The organism is Mycolicibacillus trivialis (assembly GCF_002102395.1).
In the GTDB taxonomy this organism is placed as follows: domain Bacteria; phylum Actinomycetota; class Actinomycetes; order Mycobacteriales; family Mycobacteriaceae; genus Mycobacterium; species Mycobacterium triviale.
On sequence record NZ_LQPZ01000015.1, the window covers coordinates 66,114 to 85,294 of the forward strand.

General features: G+C 68.8%; 20 protein-coding genes. 12 read left to right on the top strand and 8 right to left on the bottom strand.

Features of this window, described 5'->3' with window-relative positions; genetic code table 11:
- Window positions 1–13 precede the first annotated feature (13 nt).
- A complete protein-coding gene (locus AWC30_RS05860; RefSeq protein ID WP_085109259.1) occupies window positions 14–559 on the top strand; it encodes a ferritin in 546 nt (181 codons plus the stop codon).
- Here the strand turns inward: AWC30_RS05860 and AWC30_RS05865 are convergent.
- Together AWC30_RS05865 and AWC30_RS05870 are read right to left on the bottom strand one after the other, a co-directional pair.
- Complete coding sequence (locus AWC30_RS05865) at window positions 556–1,356, bottom strand: glycerophosphodiester phosphodiesterase (RefSeq protein WP_085109260.1); 801 nt, start codon at window positions 1,354–1,356, stop codon at window positions 556–558. The genes AWC30_RS05860 and AWC30_RS05865 overlap by 4 nt on opposite strands.
- A 5-nt stretch (window positions 1,357–1,361) precedes the next feature.
- The gene (locus tag AWC30_RS05870) at window positions 1,362–2,321 is read right to left on the bottom strand and encodes a DUF4328 domain-containing protein (protein WP_085109308.1); all 960 of its coding nucleotides are present in this window, start codon (window positions 2,319–2,321) and stop codon (window positions 1,362–1,364) included.
- A 376-nt stretch (window positions 2,322–2,697) separates the two neighbouring features.
- Between AWC30_RS05870 and AWC30_RS17550 the strand changes: the two genes are divergently transcribed.
- From AWC30_RS17550 to rraA, 9 genes are all read left to right on the top strand, one after another.
- Window positions 2,698–2,892, top strand: a complete 195-nt coding sequence (locus AWC30_RS17550; protein ID WP_133053660.1) for a hypothetical protein — start codon at window positions 2,698–2,700, stop codon at window positions 2,890–2,892.
- 172 nt (window positions 2,893–3,064) lie between these two features.
- Window positions 3,065–3,688, top strand: coding sequence for a superoxide dismutase (locus AWC30_RS05875; RefSeq protein WP_085109261.1), 624 nt, complete (start codon window positions 3,065–3,067; stop codon window positions 3,686–3,688).
- 366 nt (window positions 3,689–4,054) lie between these two features.
- Complete coding sequence (locus AWC30_RS05880) at window positions 4,055–4,789, top strand: TMEM165/GDT1 family protein (protein WP_085109262.1); 735 nt, start codon at window positions 4,055–4,057, stop codon at window positions 4,787–4,789.
- Window positions 4,790–5,068: 279 nt separating this feature from the next.
- A complete protein-coding gene (locus tag AWC30_RS05885) occupies window positions 5,069–5,467 on the top strand; it encodes a transcriptional regulator (RefSeq protein ID WP_085109263.1) in 399 nt (132 codons plus the stop codon).
- 79 nt (window positions 5,468–5,546) lie between these two features.
- Window positions 5,547–6,203, top strand: coding sequence for a DUF6474 family protein (locus tag AWC30_RS05890; protein ID WP_085109264.1), 657 nt, complete (start codon window positions 5,547–5,549; stop codon window positions 6,201–6,203).
- A gap of 29 nt (window positions 6,204–6,232) precedes the next feature.
- Window positions 6,233–6,895 carry a YcnI family copper-binding membrane protein gene (locus tag AWC30_RS05895; RefSeq protein WP_085109265.1) on the top strand — a complete coding sequence of 221 codons (663 nt, stop codon included), beginning with the start codon at window positions 6,233–6,235 and terminating at the stop codon, window positions 6,893–6,895.
- Window positions 6,892–7,407 carry a copper resistance CopC family protein gene (locus AWC30_RS05900; RefSeq protein WP_085109266.1) on the top strand — a complete coding sequence of 172 codons (516 nt, stop codon included), beginning with the start codon at window positions 6,892–6,894 and terminating at the stop codon, window positions 7,405–7,407. The genes AWC30_RS05895 and AWC30_RS05900 overlap by 4 nt, the downstream gene beginning before the upstream one ends.
- A 98-nt stretch (window positions 7,408–7,505) precedes the next feature.
- Window positions 7,506–8,006 (top strand): hypothetical protein, encoded by a 501-nt coding sequence (locus AWC30_RS17555; RefSeq protein ID WP_085109267.1) that lies wholly within the window; start codon window positions 7,506–7,508, stop codon window positions 8,004–8,006.
- A 4-nt stretch (window positions 8,007–8,010) separates the two neighbouring features.
- Window positions 8,011–8,484 (top strand): ribonuclease E activity regulator RraA, encoded by a 474-nt coding sequence (gene rraA, locus AWC30_RS05910; protein WP_085109268.1) that lies wholly within the window; start codon window positions 8,011–8,013, stop codon window positions 8,482–8,484.
- A gap of 12 nt (window positions 8,485–8,496) precedes the next feature.
- Here rraA and AWC30_RS05915 read toward each other — a convergent pair whose 3' ends face one another.
- Window positions 8,497–9,966 carry a flavin-containing monooxygenase gene (locus tag AWC30_RS05915; protein ID WP_085109269.1) on the bottom strand — a complete coding sequence of 490 codons (1,470 nt, stop codon included), beginning with the start codon at window positions 9,964–9,966 and terminating at the stop codon, window positions 8,497–8,499.
- Window positions 9,967–10,042: 76 nt separating this feature from the next.
- Between AWC30_RS05915 and AWC30_RS05920 the strand changes: the two genes are divergently transcribed.
- On the top strand, window positions 10,043–10,711 hold the full coding sequence (locus AWC30_RS05920) for a TetR/AcrR family transcriptional regulator (RefSeq protein ID WP_234807958.1): 669 nt from the start codon (window positions 10,043–10,045) through the stop codon (window positions 10,709–10,711).
- Here AWC30_RS05920 and AWC30_RS05925 read toward each other — a convergent pair.
- From AWC30_RS05925 to gltB, 4 genes are all read right to left on the bottom strand, one after another.
- The gene (locus AWC30_RS05925) at window positions 10,689–11,120 is read right to left on the bottom strand and encodes a hypothetical protein (RefSeq protein ID WP_085109271.1); all 432 of its coding nucleotides are present in this window, start codon (window positions 11,118–11,120) and stop codon (window positions 10,689–10,691) included. The genes AWC30_RS05920 and AWC30_RS05925 overlap by 23 nt on opposite strands.
- Before the next feature lie 226 nt (window positions 11,121–11,346).
- A complete protein-coding gene (locus AWC30_RS17745) occupies window positions 11,347–11,496 on the bottom strand; it encodes a hypothetical protein (protein ID WP_165756443.1) in 150 nt (49 codons plus the stop codon).
- 266 nt (window positions 11,497–11,762) lie between these two features.
- On the bottom strand, window positions 11,763–13,229 hold the full coding sequence (locus tag AWC30_RS05930; protein WP_085109272.1) for a glutamate synthase subunit beta: 1,467 nt from the start codon (window positions 13,227–13,229) through the stop codon (window positions 11,763–11,765).
- On the bottom strand, window positions 13,222–17,805 hold the full coding sequence (gene gltB, locus AWC30_RS05935; protein ID WP_085109273.1) for a glutamate synthase large subunit: 4,584 nt from the start codon (window positions 17,803–17,805) through the stop codon (window positions 13,222–13,224). The genes AWC30_RS05930 and gltB overlap by 8 nt, the downstream gene beginning before the upstream one ends.
- A 480-nt stretch (window positions 17,806–18,285) precedes the next feature.
- Here gltB and AWC30_RS05940 point away from each other — a divergent pair, with 480 nt between their 5' ends.
- Window positions 18,286–18,681, top strand: a complete 396-nt coding sequence (locus tag AWC30_RS05940; RefSeq protein WP_085109274.1) for a nuclear transport factor 2 family protein — start codon at window positions 18,286–18,288, stop codon at window positions 18,679–18,681.
- 8 nt (window positions 18,682–18,689) lie between these two features.
- On the opposite strand, the gene AWC30_RS05945 is transcribed toward AWC30_RS05940, so the two are convergent.
- On the bottom strand, window positions 18,690–19,166 hold the full coding sequence (locus AWC30_RS05945) for a DUF2231 domain-containing protein (protein ID WP_085109275.1): 477 nt from the start codon (window positions 19,164–19,166) through the stop codon (window positions 18,690–18,692).
- Between the last annotated feature and the right edge of the window lie 15 nt (window positions 19,167–19,181).

Here is a 19,181-nt window from a genome sequence, read left to right on the forward strand (position 1 = left end):
TAATCTTGGTCTCATGACTGACTACGATTCTCACAAGACGAAATTCCACGCGCTTCTTCAAGAACAAATTCAACACGAATTCACCGCGGCTCAACAATATGTCGCCGTCGCCATTTATTTCGACGGCGAAGATCTGCCGCAATTGGCGAAGTTCTTCTACGCTCAGGCACTCGAAGAGCGCAACCACGCGATGATGATGGTGCAGTATCTGCTGGACCGCGACGCCCCGGTGGAGATCCCCGGCACCGACACCGTCCGGAACCACTTCGACTCCGCGCGCGACGCGCTCGCGTTGACCCTGGCGCTGGAGCGCACGGTCACCGAACAGGTCACCCGGCTGGCGGCCTCGGCTCGCGACGAAGGCGACTACCTCGGCGAGCAGTTCATGCAGTGGTTCCTCAAGGAGCAGGTTGAGGAGGAGGCGCTGATGGGCACGCTGCTGCGGATCGCCGAGCGGGCCGGCTCCAACCTGTTCGACCTGGAGAACTACCTGGCCCGCGAGGTCGGGTCGGCACCCGCCGAATCCGGCGCGCCGCGCGCCGCCGGTGGCCGGCTCTAACCGCCGGTCGGCAGCTCGTCGCGCAGCCAGGCTTTGACCCGCCCGGGGTGGTGGGTGGCCAGCCAGGCCACCCCCACCTCCTGGCAGAACCGGACGTCGGCGAAGCGGTCCACCGTCCAGCAGTACAGCGCCCGCCCCTGCGCCGCAGCCCGGTCCACCAGCTGCGGGTGACTGCGCAACGTGTCGATCGACGGGCCGATCGCGGTGGCCCCGACCGTCGTGGGGGCGCCACCGCTGAGGTAGCGGTGGGCCTTGCCCAGCAGCACCGTCGGCAGCAGCGGGGCGGCGCGGCGCACCCGCCACAGCGCCGACGCCGAGAACGACATCACCACCGCCCGGGAGTGCCCGGCCGACGCCGGCGTCGCGATGCCGAAGCGGTGCAGCAGGTCCAGCACCGCGTTTTCCACCTGCGCGCCGTACCGCACGGGGTGTTTGGTCTCGATGAACAGTTTCACCGGGCGGCGCCAGTCGAGCACCAACCCCACCAGGGCGTCGAGGGTCAACAGCCCGGTGTGCCCGACGTCCTCGGCGACACCGCCGGCGTGCCAGGCCCCGTAGTCCAGGTCGCGCAGTTGGGCCAGCGTCATCGTGCTCACCGGGCCGACCCCGTTGGAGGTGCGGTCGACCCGCCGGTCGTGGACACAGACCAGGTGCCCGTCGCGGGTCAGCCGGACATCACATTCGACGCCGTCGGCGCCTTCCTGCAACGCCAGGTCGTAGGCGGCCAGGGTGTGTTCCGGCCGGTCGAACGAGGCACCCCGATGCGCGACGACGTAGGGGTGTCCGCCCGTCTCCATACTGTCTATGCTGCCGGTTCGTCATCCACCGGCTCAACCGCTTCGGGCTGATCCGCCCCGACGACCACCCAGCGGTGGGCGGGCCCGGCGGCCGCGGTGCGCTCGAATCCGTCGAAGACGTCGATCGTGGCGCGCAACGCCGCCCAGCCCAGGGCATAGGCCACCACCATCGCCACGGTGTTGTTCCCGATCCCCTGGGCGTCGGTGACCCAGCGGGTGAGGGTGGCGAAGATCGCCATCCCGGTGGCCGCGACCCAACTGATCCACCATCGCAGGATCCGGGTCCGCAGCCGCCGTTGCCGCTGTTCGAGGCCGGCCAGTTCGATGACGTAGACCGGCGCCCAGAACAGGTTGACCAGCGGTATCAGGCAACCCGCCCGCAGGACCCGCACCGAGCGGGTCTCCGGCCGGTCGAGCGCGTCGAAAGCCGCCCGCCGGCGTCCGATCAGCCATCCGGTGAGCATCAGCGCGCAGACGATGATCGCCGTCATGGCGGCCGCGCTGGCCACTGCCGCCAACACCATCGCGGTGATCGCCACCGCCGGGTGGAACAGGGTGCCGCGGTTGATGATCAGCAGGACGTACTGCAGCAGATAGACCGCGGCGGCAGCGGCGATCACCGCCGCGCTGATCCGCAGTGCGCGCCGGACGGTGGCGGGGTCCTGGCGCCGTTCCGCGGCGGGTTCGGAGGCCGGGGCGACCCGGTCGGTCAATCCCCACCGTGGGATGACGGCGTAGCGCGGGGTGGGTCCGCGCGGCGCGCGGCGCGGCCGGCGAGCCGGCGGTGCGCCGGGGCGCACCGCGATCCACCGGTATCCGGACGGGGTCCGCGGACTCGGGGCGCGCGGCGGGGCCACCGGTTCGGCCCGGGGCGCCAGCAGCGCGCCTCGGCACCGCGGGCACCACTGCCGCTGTCGGTCACGCACGTTCCAGCGCGTGCCGCACTGAGAACACCGCTGGATCACGGGCTCAGCGTAGCGGGAGTTGCCGGGGGCGGCAGCCGCGCACATCGCCCCGACGACGACAGCTACTTTCCGGTATCCACAGTTTCCACAGGTTTATCCACAGGGCGTTGGGGGCATCCGGCGGTCATCGGCCGCGCTCGACGCGGGTCGACGGCTCTTGCCTGTGGACAACACGCCGCCTCGGGGCCGTCGTTCCGGATCGGCGCGTCGCCGTTTCCGGCGAAATCGCTAGCCGTTCTCACCGCGTTCACCCACCTGCCGCACCGCGTTCGCTGTCCAAACCCGGGAACGCTATGATGGCTGTCACAGGAACGCTGTGATTCATCTCACCGGAAAACGCGTCGAGCGTCGTTGAATGTCGAGGTCAGGGCTGTCAATGGCATCACAACCACTGGGACCGGGTCCGCACCCGGCGCAGTACGGGCTGCAATCGGGCGCGCCGTCCGGGATGCACGCTTACGGGCAGGCCAACCCGGCGACGTGTAACCGCTCCTACCTGATGGCCGGGCTCCGCGCCGGGGTGATCGCGCTCGGACTGCTGGTCCTGTTCACCTTGTTGATCCTGCTCTGAGGACCCGCGCGGCAACCGCGCCTCGACCACTCGGGCGCCCACCGGTGGGCCGATCTCCTTCCCACGCCTGCCGAGCACGTGCGGTCGTGACTAGGCTGGGTATGCGGCGCGGTTGAACCGCGCGCAAAGAATTAACAACTCAAGATTTGCGTAGACGGAAGGAAGGACTCCGGTGGCTGAATACACCCTGCCCGACTTGGACTATGACTACGGAGCGCTCGAACCTCATATCTCCGGCCAGATCAACGAGATTCATCACAGCAAGCACCACGCGGCCTACGTCAAGGGCGTGAACTCGGCGCTGGAGAAGCTTGAGGAAGCCCGCGCCAACGACGACCACGCGGCGATCTTCCTCAACGAGAAGAACCTCGCCTTCCACCTCGGTGGCCACGTCAACCACACCATCTGGTGGAAGAACCTGTCCCCCAACGGTGGCGACAAGCCGACCGGCGATCTGGCCGCCGCGATCGACGACGCGTTCGGGTCGTTCGACAAGTTCCGCGCCCAGTTCACCGCGGCCGCCAACGGACTTCAGGGTTCGGGCTGGGCGGTGCTCGGCTACGACACCCTCGGTGGCAAGCTGCTCACCTTCCAGCTCTACGACCAGCAGGCCAACGTGCCGCTGGGCATCATCCCGCTGCTGCAGGTCGACATGTGGGAGCACGCCTTCTACCTGCAGTACAAGAACGTCAAGGCCGACTACGTCAAGGCCTTCTGGAACGTCGTGAACTGGGCGGACGTGCAGTCCCGGTTCACCGCGGCGACCTCGAAGGGCCAGGGGCTGATCTTCGGCTGATCCGTCCGCCGAACGCAGACGATGCGGGTGCCGCCGTGGGTGGTGCCCGCATCGTCGTCTTGGGCCACCGGTTGCCGGTCTTTCGCACCGCATCGGCCGAATCCGGCCTCCGCCAACCGTTTTCGACGGTTACCGCACGCCAGGTTACGGCCACCCGAACTCTCGTCGCGCGTTGGCGGCCCGTCGGCGAGACCGCTAGCCTGGGACCGATAGCGAAGGGGAGTAGCCCCCAATCGTCGCGTCGACACACTGGCGCCGAGCCCGGCCGACGAACCGCCTCCGCGGCGGTGGGCGAGACCTTCGACCGATCGCCGGGAACCGCGCCGGACACGCGGCCCCGGCGCCGCGTCGAAAGGGGCTCGGGCGATGTCCACCGCGATCCTGGTCAGCCTCGGCGTGGTCTTCCTGGCCGAACTGGGCGACAAGTCGCAGCTGATCACGATGACCTACGCGCTGCGCTACCGGTGGTGGGTGGTGCTCAGCGGGGTGGCGGTGGCCGCGGGACTGGTGCACGGCATCTCGGTGACGGTGGGCCACTTCCTGGGGGCCACGCTGCCGGACCGCCCCATCGCCGCGGCCGCCGCGGTCGCGTTCTTCGGCTTCGCGGTGTGGACCTGGCGGGAGGGACAGAGCGGGCCGGAGGACGCTCCGACCCCACCGGCCCCGCGGTTCGTGCTCTTCGCGGTGATCTCCTCGTTCGTCCTTGCCGAACTGGGTGACAAGACCATGCTGGCCACCGTCGCGCTCGCCGCCGACCACAACTGGGCCGGCGTGTGGATCGGCGCGACGGTCGGCATGGTGGTGGCCGACGCGGTCGCGATCGTGGTGGGCACGGTGTTGCACCGTCGGTTGCCCGAACGGCTGCTGCACCTGCTCGCCGGCCTGCTGTTCCTGATCTTCGGGTTGTGGATGCTGTTCGACCGGGCGCTCGGGGCGCCCGTGCTCGCGGTCCTCGCCGTCGCGGTGGCGGTGGCGGTCGCCGCGACCGTCGCACTGGTCCGCACGCGTCGCGCCCGGGCCGGTCCCACACCGCCGCCCGACCCCTCAGCCAGCACGGACAGCAAACTCACCAATCACTCAGATAAGAATCTCGGTGGCTAGCCGGGTTCCACGCGCAAACAACCGGCGGGGACCCGACGCGCGGCCGCCGGATCCCCATCCCGGCGCGGTCGACCGCGTTTTTCCTTGGTGTACAGCGTAAATTTGGTGCCGGCGCCCGCCCTACCGGGCATTTCCGCCCAGCCGCGCCGAGGCGTCGCCGGGTGGCGCTGCCGGCGACTTAGTTCGCCCTTGGCTGTGAGCACCGCGGTCGCTACGATGGTCAGCAAATCCTTGCCGACGTTTCTTCGTTCTGTTCCGCCCGGGTTGGAGGTCCCCCCGATGAGCACGTCGTTCGCTGCTCGCCTGAACCGCCTGTTCGATACGGTCTATCCTCCGGGGCGGGGACCCCACACCTCGGCCGAGGTGATCGCGGCGCTGAAGTCCGAAGGCATCACGATGTCGGCTCCATACCTGTCGCAGTTGCGGTCGGGCAACCGCACCAACCCGTCGTCGACGACGATGGCGGCGCTCGCCAACTTCTTCCGGATCAAGCCGGCGTTCTTCACCGATGACGAGTACTACGAGAAAATCGACCGGGAACTGACCTGGCTGGCCACCACCCGCGACGACACGATCCGTCGCATCGCCACCCTGGCCGCGGAACTGTCGGCCGAAGCACGGCAGGATCTGCTGCAGCGAGCCGCCGAATTGCATCGCAAAGAGCAACAGGAGCCCTAGCCGCCCCGCCCCACCCGATAGGGTTGGCTCAGCGATCCCGGCCCGGCCGGGATCGGGCACCAGACACCGGGAGGCGAACGTGGGCCTGTTCCCCAAGCGCAAGAGCCGCTCGCAGCGCCGCGCCGAGGCGCGCGCGATCAAGGCCCGGGCCAAGCTGGAAGCCAGGCTGGCTGCCAAGAACGAGGCGCGGCGGTTCAAGTCGGCTCAAAAAGCCGAGGCCAAGGCGCTCAAGGCACAGCTGAAAGCCCAACGCGACAGCGACCGCGCGGTGCAGAAGGCCGCCGAGACCCAGCTCAAGGCGGTCCGCGAAGGTCGGGTGCTGTCCCCGGTGCGGATCCGGCGGCTGCTGACGGTGGCCCGGCTACTGGCCCCGGTGCTGGTTCCGGTGGCCTACCGGGCGGCGACCGCGGTGCGCGGGCTGCTCGACGAGCGTCGCGCGGAGCGGCTCGGTGTCCCGCTGGCGCAGGTCGGCCGGTTCTCCGGACATGGCGCGGAGTTGAGCGCGCGCATCGCCGGCGCGGAGAAGACGTTGCAGAACGTGCAGGAGAACCGACCCAAGGACCCCGAGACCAAGAAGTTCGCCACCGCGATCAGCGGCCGCCTGGTCGACCTGTCGGCCGCGGTCACCGCGGCCGAGACCATGCCGCCGCAGCGTCGCCGGGATGCGCACAACGCCATCGCCGAGCAGCTCGACGGCATCGACGCCGACCTGATGGCCCGGCTCGGCCTGCCCTGACCCCTTCGAGACAGGAAGTACCCAGTCACATGGCTCTCATCCGTCCGATCCGACGACTCCTGGCAGCCACGGCCGCCGCGGGCCTGCTCGGCGCGACCGTCGGTATCGCCCCGGCCGCGGCGCACGTCACCGCCAGTAGCGAGAACCCGGTCCGGGGCGGGTACGCGACCGTCACCTTCGCGGTCCCCAACGAGTCGACCACCGGCGCCGCAACCACCCAGCTGGTGATCACGCTGCCCGACGTGGCCGCGGTGCGCACCGAGACGGTTCCCGGCTGGACCGCCGAACTCGACCGGGACGTGCAGGCCGGCACCGTCGGCAAGGTGACCTTCACCGCCGAATCCGGCGGTGGCATCCCCACCGAGCAGTTCGGCCTGTTCCGCGTCTCGATGGCGCTGCCCGACACCGACACCGTCAGTTTCCCCACGGTCCAGGTCTACGACGACGGGACCCGGGTCAGCTGGGACCAGGAAACCGCGGCCGACGACACCGCCGAGCCCGAGCACCCCGCACCGACCCTGTCGCTGCGCGCCGGCACGCCCGACCACGCCGGCCCGCACTCGGTGGACGTGGGCACCCACCCGTCGAACCCGGTGCACGCCGCCGACAGCACCGCCCGCGTCCTCGGCGGCGCGGCGTTGCTGCTCGGCGCCGTCGCGATCGGCGTCGCCATGGCCCGGCGGCGGTCATGAGGGCGGCCGCCGCGAAGCTCGCCGCGTTCGGGCTGGCCCTGGTCCTGGCGATGGCGTTGCCCGCCGCGACCGCCTCGGCCCACTCGCAGCTGATGAGCACCGACCCGGTGGAGAACGCCCAACTCGCCGAGGGACCCGAGCGGGTGAGTGCGACGTTCAACGAGCGGCTGCAGAGCGCCTACGCGCAGATGACCGTGGTCGGGCCCGACGGGCGGCTCTGGTCGACCGGAGACCCGCAGGTGGACGGCCCGGTGGTCAGCATCGCGCTGCGTCCGCTCGGTCCGGTCGGCCACTACACGGTCAACTACCGGGTGACCTCCGCCGACGGCCACCCGGTGTCCGGGTCGTGGGAGTTCGAGCTCACGGTCGCCGGTCCCGGTGAGCCCGGCCCGCCGGTGGCCGGACACAGTCCCGGTGAGGGCGACGAGATGCCGGCCTGGCCGTTCATCGTCGGTGCGGTGGTCATCGTGGCCGGCGGCCTGGCCTGGACGATGCGGCGACGCCAGACGTAGGTCGCCAGACGTAGGTCGTCCCGGGCGTCTCGGGCGGGGCTGGCATGATGGGTACCGCTGCTGGTGTAGGCGACGACAAACTGCGAAGGAGCGGCCCGATGGCAGACTCCCCGGATCGGCCCGAAGACAAGCCGGACAAGCCGGACACGACTCCGCCTCCGGGCGGGTTGTCGATGCCGCCGGACCCCGCCAAGAAGCCGGAGCCGGCGTCGGCCGAGGATTCCGCGGAGGCTCCCGCCAAGAAGGCACCGGCCAAGAAGGCACCGGCGAAGAAGACCCCGGGCAAGAAGGCTCCCGCCAAGAAGGCACCGGCGAAGAAGGCCCCCGCCAAGAAGGCGCCGGCCGAGGGCGCGCCGGCCAAGAAGGCGCCGGCCAAGGCCGCCGAGGCCTCCAACGGTTCGCGCCAACTGGCCGACGGCGCCAAACAGGCTGCCGCGCAGGCCAAGTCGACGGTCGACACGGCCAAGAACCCAGTGCCCGCACCGCCGCCACCGCCGGTCACCGACTCCGGGCCGCCGGTGGTGCCGCTGGCCGTCGCCGCGATCCTGAGCCTGCTGGCCATCCTCGTGGTGCGCCGGCTGGTGCGCGGCGACGACTGACGCCGTGGCGACCGAGTTCCGGCCCACCGCCGACCTGGTCGACGACATCGGGCCCGAGGTCCGCAGCTGCGACGTGCAGTTCCGTCAGTTCGGCGGGGTCTCCACCTTCGCGGGCCCGATCAGCACCGTGCGGTGTTTTCAGGACAACGCGCTGCTCAAGTCGGTGCTCGGCGAGCCGGGCGACGGCCGGGTTCTCGTCGTCGACGGTGACGCCTCGGTGCACACCGCGCTGGTCGGCGACCTGATCGCGGAGTCGGCGCGGTCCAACGGCTGGGCCGGCCTGATCATCCACGGCGCGGTCCGCGACTCGGCGGTCCTGCGCACCATGTCGATCGGGATCAAGGCGCTGGGCACCAACCCGCGCAAGAGCTCCAAGACCGGTGCCGGCGAACGCGACGTCGAGGTCAGCTTCGGCGGTGTGACGTTCGTGCCCGGGCAGACCGTCTACAGCGACGACGACGGCATCGTCGTCACCTGACCGCTACAGCTGTCACACGGCCTGGCGCACACGGTGTTTGGTGAAGTGCAGCGCCTCGTCGTCGACCTTGCCGTAGCGGATCAACCGCACGTCGAACAGGTAGTTCTGCTTGAGGCGCCACGGCGTGCGTGAACCCGCCTTGGGCAGGTAGTCCAGTGCCCGCAGCACGTAGCCGGGGGTGAACTCCATCAGCGGGCGCTCGTCGACCGAATTGCCCGGGTGCATCGGCACCACGGTGTCGAACCCGTGCACATCCATGTAGTTGAGCACCCGGCAGACGAACTCCGACACCAGATCGGCCTTCAGCGTCCAGGAGGCGTTGGTGTAGCCGATGGTGAACGCCATGTTGGGCATCCCGGTGAGCATCATGCCCTTGTAGGCCATGGTGTCGCTGAGCTCGATCGGCTCGCCGTTGCGGTAGATCTCCGCGCCGCCGAACAGTTGCAGGTTCAGTCCGGTCGCGGTGATGATGATGTCGGCCGCCAGTTCCTCACCCGAGGTCAGCCGGATCCCGGTCTTGGTGAACCGGTCGATGGTGTCGGTGACCACGTCGGCCTTGCCCTGCTTGATGGTGCGGAACAGGTCGCCGTCGGGGGCCAGACACAGCCGTTCGTCCCACGGGTTGTAGCGCGGGCCGAAGTGCTTGTCCACGTCGTAGCCCTTGGGCAGGCGGTGCTTGGCCATCGTCATCAGCGTCTTGCGCATGTACTTCGGGAACCGCCGGGAGAGCTGGTATTGGGCGATGCTGAACCCGATCGCCTTCCACCGGTTGACCACATGGGCGGCCTTGGGCGGCAGGAACTTGTTGACCTGCACGGCCAGCGGGTCGACTTCCGGCAGCGAGCCGACGTAGGTCGGGGAGCGCTGCAGCATGGTCAGGTGCCCCGCGCCGGTGTTGGCCAGCGCCGGGATGAGGGTCACGGCGGTCGCACCCGACCCGATCACCACGATCTTCTTGCCCTGGTAGTCCAGGTCCTCCGGCCAGTGCTGCGGGTGGATGATCGTGCCCTCGAAGTCCTCGGCGCCGGCGAAGGTCGGACTGTAGCCCTCGTCGTAGTTGTAGTAGCCGCTGCAGGCGAAGAGGAACGAGGCGGTGACGGTCTTCTGCTCGCCGGCCTCGTCGATGGTGACCGTCCACTGGTTGTCGGTGTCCGACCAGTCGGCGGCGACGACCTTCTGCCGGTAGCGGATGTGCTTGTCGATGCCGTTCTCCACGGCGGCTTCGTTGATGTAGTCCCAGATCGCCGAGCCCTGGGCGATGCCCTTGGCCGAGGTCCACGGCTTGAACCGGAAACCGAGGGTGAACATGTCGGAGTCCGAGCGGATGCCCGGGTACTTGAACAGGTCCCAGGTGCCACCGAGGTGCTCGCGCCGCTCCAGAACCACGTAGCTCTTGGTGGGGCAACGCTCCTGCAGGTGCCAGGCGGCGCTGATGCCGGAGATGCCGGCGCCGACGATCACAACGTCGAAGTGTTCGGTCATGCCGCCAGGCTATCAACGGCATGTCGATCAAGTCAACACTCTGTTGAGTACATCGACGGCGTGTAAAGTATGCGGGGTGACCACCGCCAACCACGTGCGCACCCACGGGCGCCGCACCTCGCGCCCCTCCGGCGACGATCGGGAGGCGGCGATCCTGACCACCGCCGAGCGCCTGCTCAGTGAGCGGCCACTGTCCGAGATCTCGGTCGACGACCTGGCCCGCGGCGCGGGCATCTCCCGGCCGACGTTCTACTTCTATTTCAAGTCCAAGGACGCCGTGCTGCTGTCGCTCCTGGAGCCGATGATCGCGCGCGCCGACTCGGAGTTCGACGGCGCGGTGCAGCGCCTGCCCAGCAACCCGCGCGGGATGTGGCGCAGCGGCCTCAAGGCGTTCTTCACCGCGTTCGGCTCGCACCGCGCCGTCGCACGCGCCGGGACCGAGGCCCTGGCCACCAGCCCGGAGTTCCGGGCCATGTGGCAGGACTACATGGGCAAGTGGATCGACCAGACCGCCGCGATGATCACCGCGGAGCGTGCCCGTGGTGCCGCTCCGGACACCATCCCGGCGCTGAGCCTGTCCACCGCACTCAATCAGATGAACGAGCGCACGATGATCGCCACGCTCGCCGACGAGAAGCCGGCGGTCGACCACGACCACCTGGTGGACACGTTGGCCCACATCTGGGTGACCAGCATCTACGGCGAGACGCCCGCGGCGGCGCTCAAACCAGCTGCCCCGCAATAAATCCGACCAGCAGAACGGCGAACCCGCCGACCTCGCCGAGGATCAGCAGCACCATCCCGGCGCGCAGCAGGAACCCGGCATGTTCGAACTGGTTGGTCGTGTCGCGTCGGGCGCCGTGGTAGATGTAGCTGCCGATGGCGGTCAGGAAGAAGTACACCACCACCGCCGCAGCGGTCAGGTTGACCCAGGTCGGCCAGGCGCTGAGTTCCACGAACGGCGCCATCAGCAGCGTGGCGAACGAGTAGAGCAGCGCCGCCCGGTGGGCGATGTCGACGTAGGGGTGGGCCAACCGGTTCTCCGAGGCCATCATCTGCTGGTATTTCCACACGCCCAACACCAGCGCGAGCAGGAAGATCAGGCCGGCGGCCAGCAGGGTCAGCAGGGTGTCGATACCGAGGTCAGCGCACACACCGTGAGTCTAGTGACCGGCGTGGGGGGCGGGCCGGCGCTGGCCGCCGCGCGCGGCCCCCGCGCGGCCCCTTGGTCCCTGCCCGCCCGCGCTCCCACCGCGGCGAGAATGAAACGGCGCAGGGCTCCCTCGGCGTGTCGCCTGCATAGCTTCAATGTCGCGGCGTTCGGTGGGCCGGAAGCGCCGAACTCCCGCGTGCCGAACCGCGCGCGCCCGAACCCGGCGGCTAGCTCACCACGCCGAACCGCAACAGGTCGTCGGCGGTGACCAGGCGTTCGTGCTTGGCCGGGAACTCCCGGCTCTTGACCGGATGTCGCAGCCGCGACCAGGTGACGCGCGCGAGGCGAAAGCGGACTACCGGGTTGGCATGCACCATGATCACTCCTGCGATCGATCTGGCTGAACCGGGTCCCCGACTACCGGAAGGCCCACACCCGGCCATTAGACCCTGAACCGTTGGCAAACAGTTCGAGACTCGCCGGGAAACGGTTCATATGTTTCTGATGTGACGCATGTTACTTTGAAACCGCGCACCGCGTCCTATTTATGCTGGTCACTTCGCGTCATGGTGTGCCGGCCACCCGGAAGCAGCGCACCCAGCCGAATAGCTGTGTGAGCTTTCAGCAACGCATTCGCGGTCGTTCAGCGCTGCGCGACGTCGGTGGGTTTGATCGGGGCGGGCAGCGCGGTGTCACCCGCCAGGTACCGGTCCACGCCGGCGGCGGCGGCGCGCCCCTCGGCGATGGCCCACACGATCAGCGACTGCCCGCGGCCCATGTCCCCGGCCACGAAGACGCCCGGCACCGAGGTCGCGTAATCGCGGTCGCGGGCCACGTTGCCGCGTTCGGTGAACTCCACACCCAGGTCGGTGAGCAGCCGGGAGCGTTCGGGGCCCAGGAAGCCCATCGCGAGCAACACCAGGTCCGCCTCCAGCTCGAAGTCGGTGCCTTCCACCTTCTCGAACTTCCCGGCGCGCGACGTCACCTCGTGGGCACGCAGGCCCGTGACGCGGCCGTCCCGGCCGGTGAACTCCTCGGTATTGACCGCGAAAAGCCGGTCCCCGCCCTCCTCGTGTGCGCCGGTGACCCGGTACATCAACGGATAGGTCGGCCACGGTGTCGAGGCGTCGCGGGTGTCCGGCGGGCGCGGCATGATCTCGAACTGGTGCACCGCGACCGCACCCTGGCGGTGCGCAGTGCCCAGGCAGTCCGCGCCGGTGTCGCCGCCGCCGATGATGATGACCTTCTTGCCCTTGGCCGTGATCGGCGGTTCCCCGTCGGCGCCCAGCACGTCGTCACCCTGCTGTACCCGGTTGGACCAGGGCAGGTATTCCATCGCCTGGTGGATCCCGTCGAGTTCGCGGCCGCGGATCGGCAGGTCGCGCCAGAGCGTGGCGCCGCCGGCGAGCACGACCGCATCGAATCGGCTGCGCAGGTCCTCGGCGGTCAGGTCGGTTCCGACGTCGACGCCGGCGCGGAACTCGGTGCCCTCGGCGCGCATCTGCTCGAGGCGACGTTCGATGATGCGCTTCTCCATCTTGAATTCCGGGATGCCGTAGCGCAGCAACCCGCCGATGCGATCGGCGCGTTCGAAGACGGTCACCGCGTGCCCGGCGCGGGTGAGCTGCTGGGCGGCGGCCAACCCCGCCGGCCCGGAACCGACCACCGCGACGCTGCGCCCGGTCCGGGTGGCGGGCACCACCGGCTGCACCCAGCCCTCGGCGAAGGCGCGTTCAATGATCTCGAACTCGACCTGCTTGATCGTGACCGGCTCCTGGTTGATGCCCAGCACGCAGGAGGTCTCGCACGGCGCCGGGCAGAGCCGACCGGTGAAGTCGGGAAAGTTGTTGGTGGCGTGCAGCCGCTCGCTGGCTTCGCGCCAACGTCCGGTGCGCACCAGATCGTTCCACTCCGGGATCAAGTTGCCCAGCGGGCACCCGTTGTGGCAGAACGGGATCCCGCAGTCCATGCACCGGCTGGCCTGGTCGCGCAGCGTCTTGACCGGAAACGGCTCGTAGATCTCGTTCCAGTCGCGCAACCGGACGTCGACCGGGCGGCGCTGCGGGAGTTCACGCCGGGTGTGGGTGAGAAAGCCTCGGGGATCAGCCATGTGCCACCGCCATAATCGCCTCGTCGGGGTCGGTGCCGGAACGCTCCGCTTCGGCGATCGCCTCCAGCACCCGTTTGAAGTCACGCGGCATCACCTTCGCGAAGTGACCGCTTTCGGTCTCCCACGCGTCGAGGATCCGCCGGCCGACGGCCGAGTCGGTCGCCTCGACGTGGGCGGACACCATGTCGCGCAGCCAATCCAGGTCGGCGTCATCGAGGGCGTCGATCTCGACCATCTCGGTGTTGAGCTTCGCCGGCAGCCGACCCTGCGGGTCGTAGACGTAGGCGACGCCACCGGACATGCCCGCGGCGAAGTTGCGTCCGGTAGACCCCAGGATGACCACTTTGCCGCCGGTCATGTACTCACAGCCGTGGTCCCCGACGCCTTCGACCACCGCGTGCGCACCGGAGTTGCGCACCGCGAACCGCTCCCCCACCACGCCGCGCAGGAAGGCCTGACCGCTGGTGGCGCCGAACAGCACCACGTTGCCGCCGATGATGTTCTCCTCGGCCCGGTAGTCCGCAGGAGCCTGGGCGGATGGTCGCACCACGATGCGCCCGCCGGACAGGCCCTTGCCGATGTAGTCGTTGGCGTCCCCGCGGATGCGCAGGGTGATGCCTGCGGGCAGGAACGCGCCGAAGCTGTTGCCCGCCGAGCCGTCGAAGGTGATGTCGATGGTGGAGTCCGGCAAGCCTTGGGCGCCATGGGCTTTGGTGACCTCGTGGCCGAGCAGCGTGCCGACGGTGCGGTTGACGTTGGAGATGGCAGTGGTGAATCGCACCGGGGTGCCATTGTCGAGCGCTTCGCGGCACATCGCGATCAGCTGCTGGTCCAGGGCCTTATCCAGGCCGTGGTCCTGTTGCGAGCTGCAGTAGAGGTCCTGGTTCATGAACGCCGACTCCGGGGCGTGCAGCACCGGGGACAGGTCGAGCTTGTGGGCCTTCCAGTGCGCCCGGGCCAGGGTCGCGTCCAAGGCTGCCACTTGGCCGACTGCCTCGTTGACGGTGCGGAACCCCAACTGGGCCATCAGTTCGCGGACCTCTTCGGCGATGAACAGGAAGAAGTTCTCGACGAACTCCGGTTGGCCGGTGAACCGCCGCCGCAGCACCGGGTTCTGGGTGGCCACCCCGACCGGGCAGGTGTCGAGGTGGCAAACGCGCATCATGATGCAGCCGGAGACGACCAGCGGTGCGGTCGCGAAGCCGAACTCCTCGGCGCCGAGCAGCATGGCGATCATCACGTCGCGGCCGGTCTTGAGCTGGCCGTCGACCTGAACAACGATGCGGTCGCGTAACCCGTTGAGCAGCAGGGTCTGCTGGGTCTCGGCCAGGCCGAGCTCCCACGGCCCGCCGGCGTGCTTGAGCGAGGTCATCGGCGCGGCACCAGTACCGCCGTCGTGCCCGGAGATCAGCACGACGTCGGCGTGCGCCTTGGACACCCCCGCGGCGACCGTGCCCACACCGTTCTCGGCGACCAGTTTGACGTGCACCCGGGCGGCCGGGTTGGCGTTCTTCAGGTCGTAGATCAGCTGGGCGAGGTCTTCGATCGAGTAGATGTCGTGGTGCGGCGGCGGGGAGATCAGCCCTACGCCGGGTGTGGAATGCCGCACCTCGGCGATCCACGGGTACACCTTGTTACCCGGGAGTTGCCCACCCTCACCGGGTTTGGCGCCCTGGGCCATCTTGATCTGGATGTCGGTGCAGTTGGTCAGGTAGTGGCTGGTCACACCGAACCGGCCGGAGGCGACCTGTTTGATGCTGCTGCGCCGCCAGTCGCCGTTGGCATCCGGCTCGAAGCGGTCCGGGTGCTCGCCGCCCTCGCCGGAGTTGGACCGGCCGCCGAGCCGGTTCATCGCGATCGCCAGGGTCTCGTGCGCCTCGGCGGAGATCGAACCGTAGCTCATCGCGCCGGTGGAGAACCGTTTGACGATCTCGCTTGCCGGTTCCACCTCTTCGAGCGGCACCGGTGGGCGCAGCCCGGTCTGGAACTTCAGCAGACCGCGCAGCGTGACGAGCTGTTCGCTCTGGTCGTCGACGAAGCCGGTGTACTCCTTGAAGATCGAGTACTGGCCAGTACGGGTGGAATGCTGCAGCTTGAACACGGTGTCGGGGTTGAACAGGTGGTACTCACCCTCGCGGCGCCACTGGTATTCGCCGCCGACCTCGAGTTCGCGGTGCGCCCGTTCGGTGGGCCGGTCCAGGAAGGCCAGGTGGTGGCGCGCGGCGACGTCGGCGGCGATGTCGTCGAGGGTGATGCCTCCGATCGGACAGCTCAGCCCGGTGAAGTACTCGTCGAGCAGGTCCTGGGAGATGCCGACCGGCTGGAACAGTTGCGCGCCGGTGTAGGAGGCGCGCGTCGAGATGCCCATCTTCGACATCACTTTCAGCACGCCCTTGCCGGCCGCCTTGACGTAGTTGGCCAGGGCGTGTTCGCGGTCCAGGTCGTCGATGACTCCGCGGTCGAGCATGTCCTCGATCGATTCGAAGGCCATGTAGGGGTTGATGGCGGCGGCACCGAACCCCAGCAGCGCGGCCATGTGGTGGACCTCGCGGGCGTCGCCGGACTCGACCACGAGGCCGACCTGGGTGCGGGACCGGGTGCGCACCAGGTGGTGGTGGACCGCGGCCACGGCCAGCAGCGACGGGATCGGGGCGAGGGTTTCGTCGGATTCGCGGTCGGAGACCACCAGGATGCGCGCGCCGGCGTCGATCGCCGCCGACACCCGGGCCCGGACGTCGTCGAGGGCGGCGCGCAACCCGGCACCGCCGTCGGCCACCGGGTACAGGCAGCGGATGATCTCGGTGCGCAGACCCATCTGTCTGCCGTTGATCTCGGTCGCGGGGTCGAGGTTGATCAGCTTGGCCAGTTCGTGGTTGCGCAGGATGGGTTGGGGCAACACGATCTGGTAGCAGGACGTCTCGTCGGGGCTGAGCAGATCACCTTCGGGCCCGAGTGCGCCCTGCAGGCTGGTGACCACTTCCTCGCGGATCGCGTCCAGCGGCGGGTTGGTGACCTGGGCGAACATCTGCTGGAAGTAGTCGAACAGCATGCGCGGGCGCGCCGAGAGCACCGCGATGGGGGTGTCGGTGCCCATCGAGCCGATCGGCTCGGCGCCGTTGCGCGCCATCGGGGCGACCAGAAGGTTCAGTTCCTCGTAGGTGTAGCCGAACATGTGCTGGCGCAGCACGATCCGGTGGTGCGGCATGCGCTGGTAGTCACCGACCGGCAGCGAGGCCAGCGGGACGAGGCCGCGCTGCACCCAGTCCTGGTAGGGCTGCTCGGCGGCCAGTTCGGCCTTGATCTCGTCGTCGGAGACGATGCGGCCTGCCGCGGTGTCGACCAGGAACATCCGGCCCGGTTGCAGCCGCAGCCGGCGCACCACGGTGGCGGGATCCAGCTCCAGCACACCGGATTCCGAGGCCATCACGACCAGATCGTCGGTGGTGACCCAGATTCGGGAGGGGCGCAACCCGTTGCGGTCGAGCACCGCTCCCACCAGGGTGCCGTCGGTGAAGGTGATCGAGGCCGGGCCGTCCCACGGTTCCATCAGCGAGTCGTGGTACTCGTAGAAGGCGCGACGCGCCGGGTCCATCGCCTCGTCGCGCTCCCAGGCCTCGGGGATCATCATCAGCACCGCATGCGGCAGACTGCGCCCGCCCAGGTGCAGCAGCTCGAGTACTTCGTCGAAGCGGGCGGTGTCCGATGCGCCGGGGGTGCAGATCGGGAAGAGTTTCTCCACGTCGGCGGGTGAGCCGAACACGTCGGTCTTGATCAGCGCCTCACGGGCCCGCATCCAGTTCTCGTTGCCGGTGACGGTGTTGATCTCGCCGTTGTGGGCGACCAGCCGGAACGGGTGTGCCAGTGGCCAGGACGGGAAGGTGTTGGTGGAGAAGCGTGAGTGCACGATCCCCAGCGGGCTGGTCAGCCGCTCGTCTTGCAGGTCGAGGTAGAACGCCTTGAGCTGCGGGGTGGTCAGCATGCCCTTGTAGACCAGGGTGCGACCGGACAGGCTGGGGAAGTACACCGTCTCGCGTCCCGGCCCGTCCTGGCCGGGGCCCTTGCTGCCCAGTTCGTGTTCGGCGCGTTTGCGGATCACGTAGGCGCGGCGTTCCAGGGTCATGCCGTCGGCGCCGGCCAGGAACAGCTGCCGCAACGTCGGCATGGCGTCGCGGGCCAGTGCCCCCAGCGAGGAGTCGTCGATCGGCACCTCGCGCCAGCCGAGGACCGTCAAGCCTTCGGCTTCGACGATCTTCTCCACCGCCTCGCAGGCGGTGGCGGCGTCCTTGGCGGACTGGGGCAGGAACGCGATGCCGGTGGCGTAGCTGCCCGCCGGCGGCAACTCGAAGTCGACGACCGCGCGCAGGAACGCGTCGGGGACACCGATCATGATGCCCGCGCCGTCGCCGCTGTTGGGCTCGGCGCCGGCAGCGCCGCGGTGGTCGAGGTTGACCAGGGCGGTGATGGCCTTCTCGACGATGTCGCGGCGGGCCCGGCCGTGCATGTCGACGACCATCGCGACGCCACAGGCGTCGTGCTCGAAGGCGGGATTGTAGAGCCCGACTCGGCTGGGGGTCATATCACCTGCCCCTTCGGAAACGGGCGCGTCGTTCCCGGGGCGGCGAGGGTGGTGCCGGTCCCCGAAGACGGCGGGCCGGCGCTGCTTCGGTCTTGTCGTTCGCGTGACGATGGCTTGGGCGGGAGTGTGCGTCCGTGCAGCGCTGAACGGTGCCCTGCCCATGCCGACAAGTACTTGAAACGATATGCCGCCACCCCGGATCGCCGTCAACCCGAATCCGGGCCGGAGATCGGCTGACCAGGCGGTCTCGGCGCGCCCGATCGCCCACTCCGCCCGCTTCGGAAGTTTGCTGGATGGAAGGATCGTGCTAGTCAGCTACCGAGTTGCTGTGATCGAGGTTTTGCTCCCCGCCGCCCCGCCGAGCGTCCAGGAAGTACACAGGTTGGACTGCGTCACAATCGCTTCGTCGCACCGCTACCGGCCCGGCTCGGATCGAGCAACGGAACGATCGGCCAACCACCCACGGGGTGGAAAGGCGACGTGTCCCCCGCGCCCACCGAAGATGTCGTACGGCGGGTCGTCGCGACCTATATCCGTGCCGGGGAGTGCCAGGATCCCGACCTGATCGTCAGCGTCTTCACGCCGACGGCCACCTATCACGAGCGGGTGCTCGAGGAGCCGATCCGCGACGCGTCCGGGATACGGCGGTATTGGCAGGCCAAGGTCGTCGAGCAGCAGGACAACATCGAGGTAGTGCTGGTGAACCTGTATCTGGACGGCGCGACCGCGATCGCCGAGTGGGAGGCCCGCGTCGACGATCTGGTCGACGGCGAACGCAAACTGATGCGGGAGGTGGCGCTCCTGGAGTTCGACGGAGACCGGATCTGCGTGCTACGGGAGTACCGGGCGTCGCGCCGGCTGGGCGGGTTGGGCTGAGGCCGCACTCACCCACTCACCGACGACACGAAGCTCCCCCACGCCGAACGCGCCCCGGATTCACCGGTGCGATAGATCTGCACCAGCGAAGCGCCGGAGGCGGCGAGGACCAGGACGATGATCAGCAGGTGCACAACCGGTTTCATGTTACCGGCGCGGTTCTTGCGGACATGCAGCACCGCCAGCAGGATCGCGGCAACCAGCAGCGCCGCCGCGAAATAGGGCATGGTGTCGCCGAGATCAGCGTGGTGGTTGAGCATCTGGGTCTGCTTGTCGGCGTGGTCGATCAGCCACTGCCCGGAGCTGACCGTCAGCGCGGTGAGCGCGGCGGTCGCGATCGCGAGCACCAAAACCAGCCACACCAGCCGTTCCCGGGCGCCCGGCCACACCACGCACAGGATCGCCAGCAGCGCGGTGAGCGGCATCAACACGACCACGAAATGATTCAGCAGGATATGGGCGGGCAGGCCCTGCAGTGTCGACAACGGTCACCTTTCTGT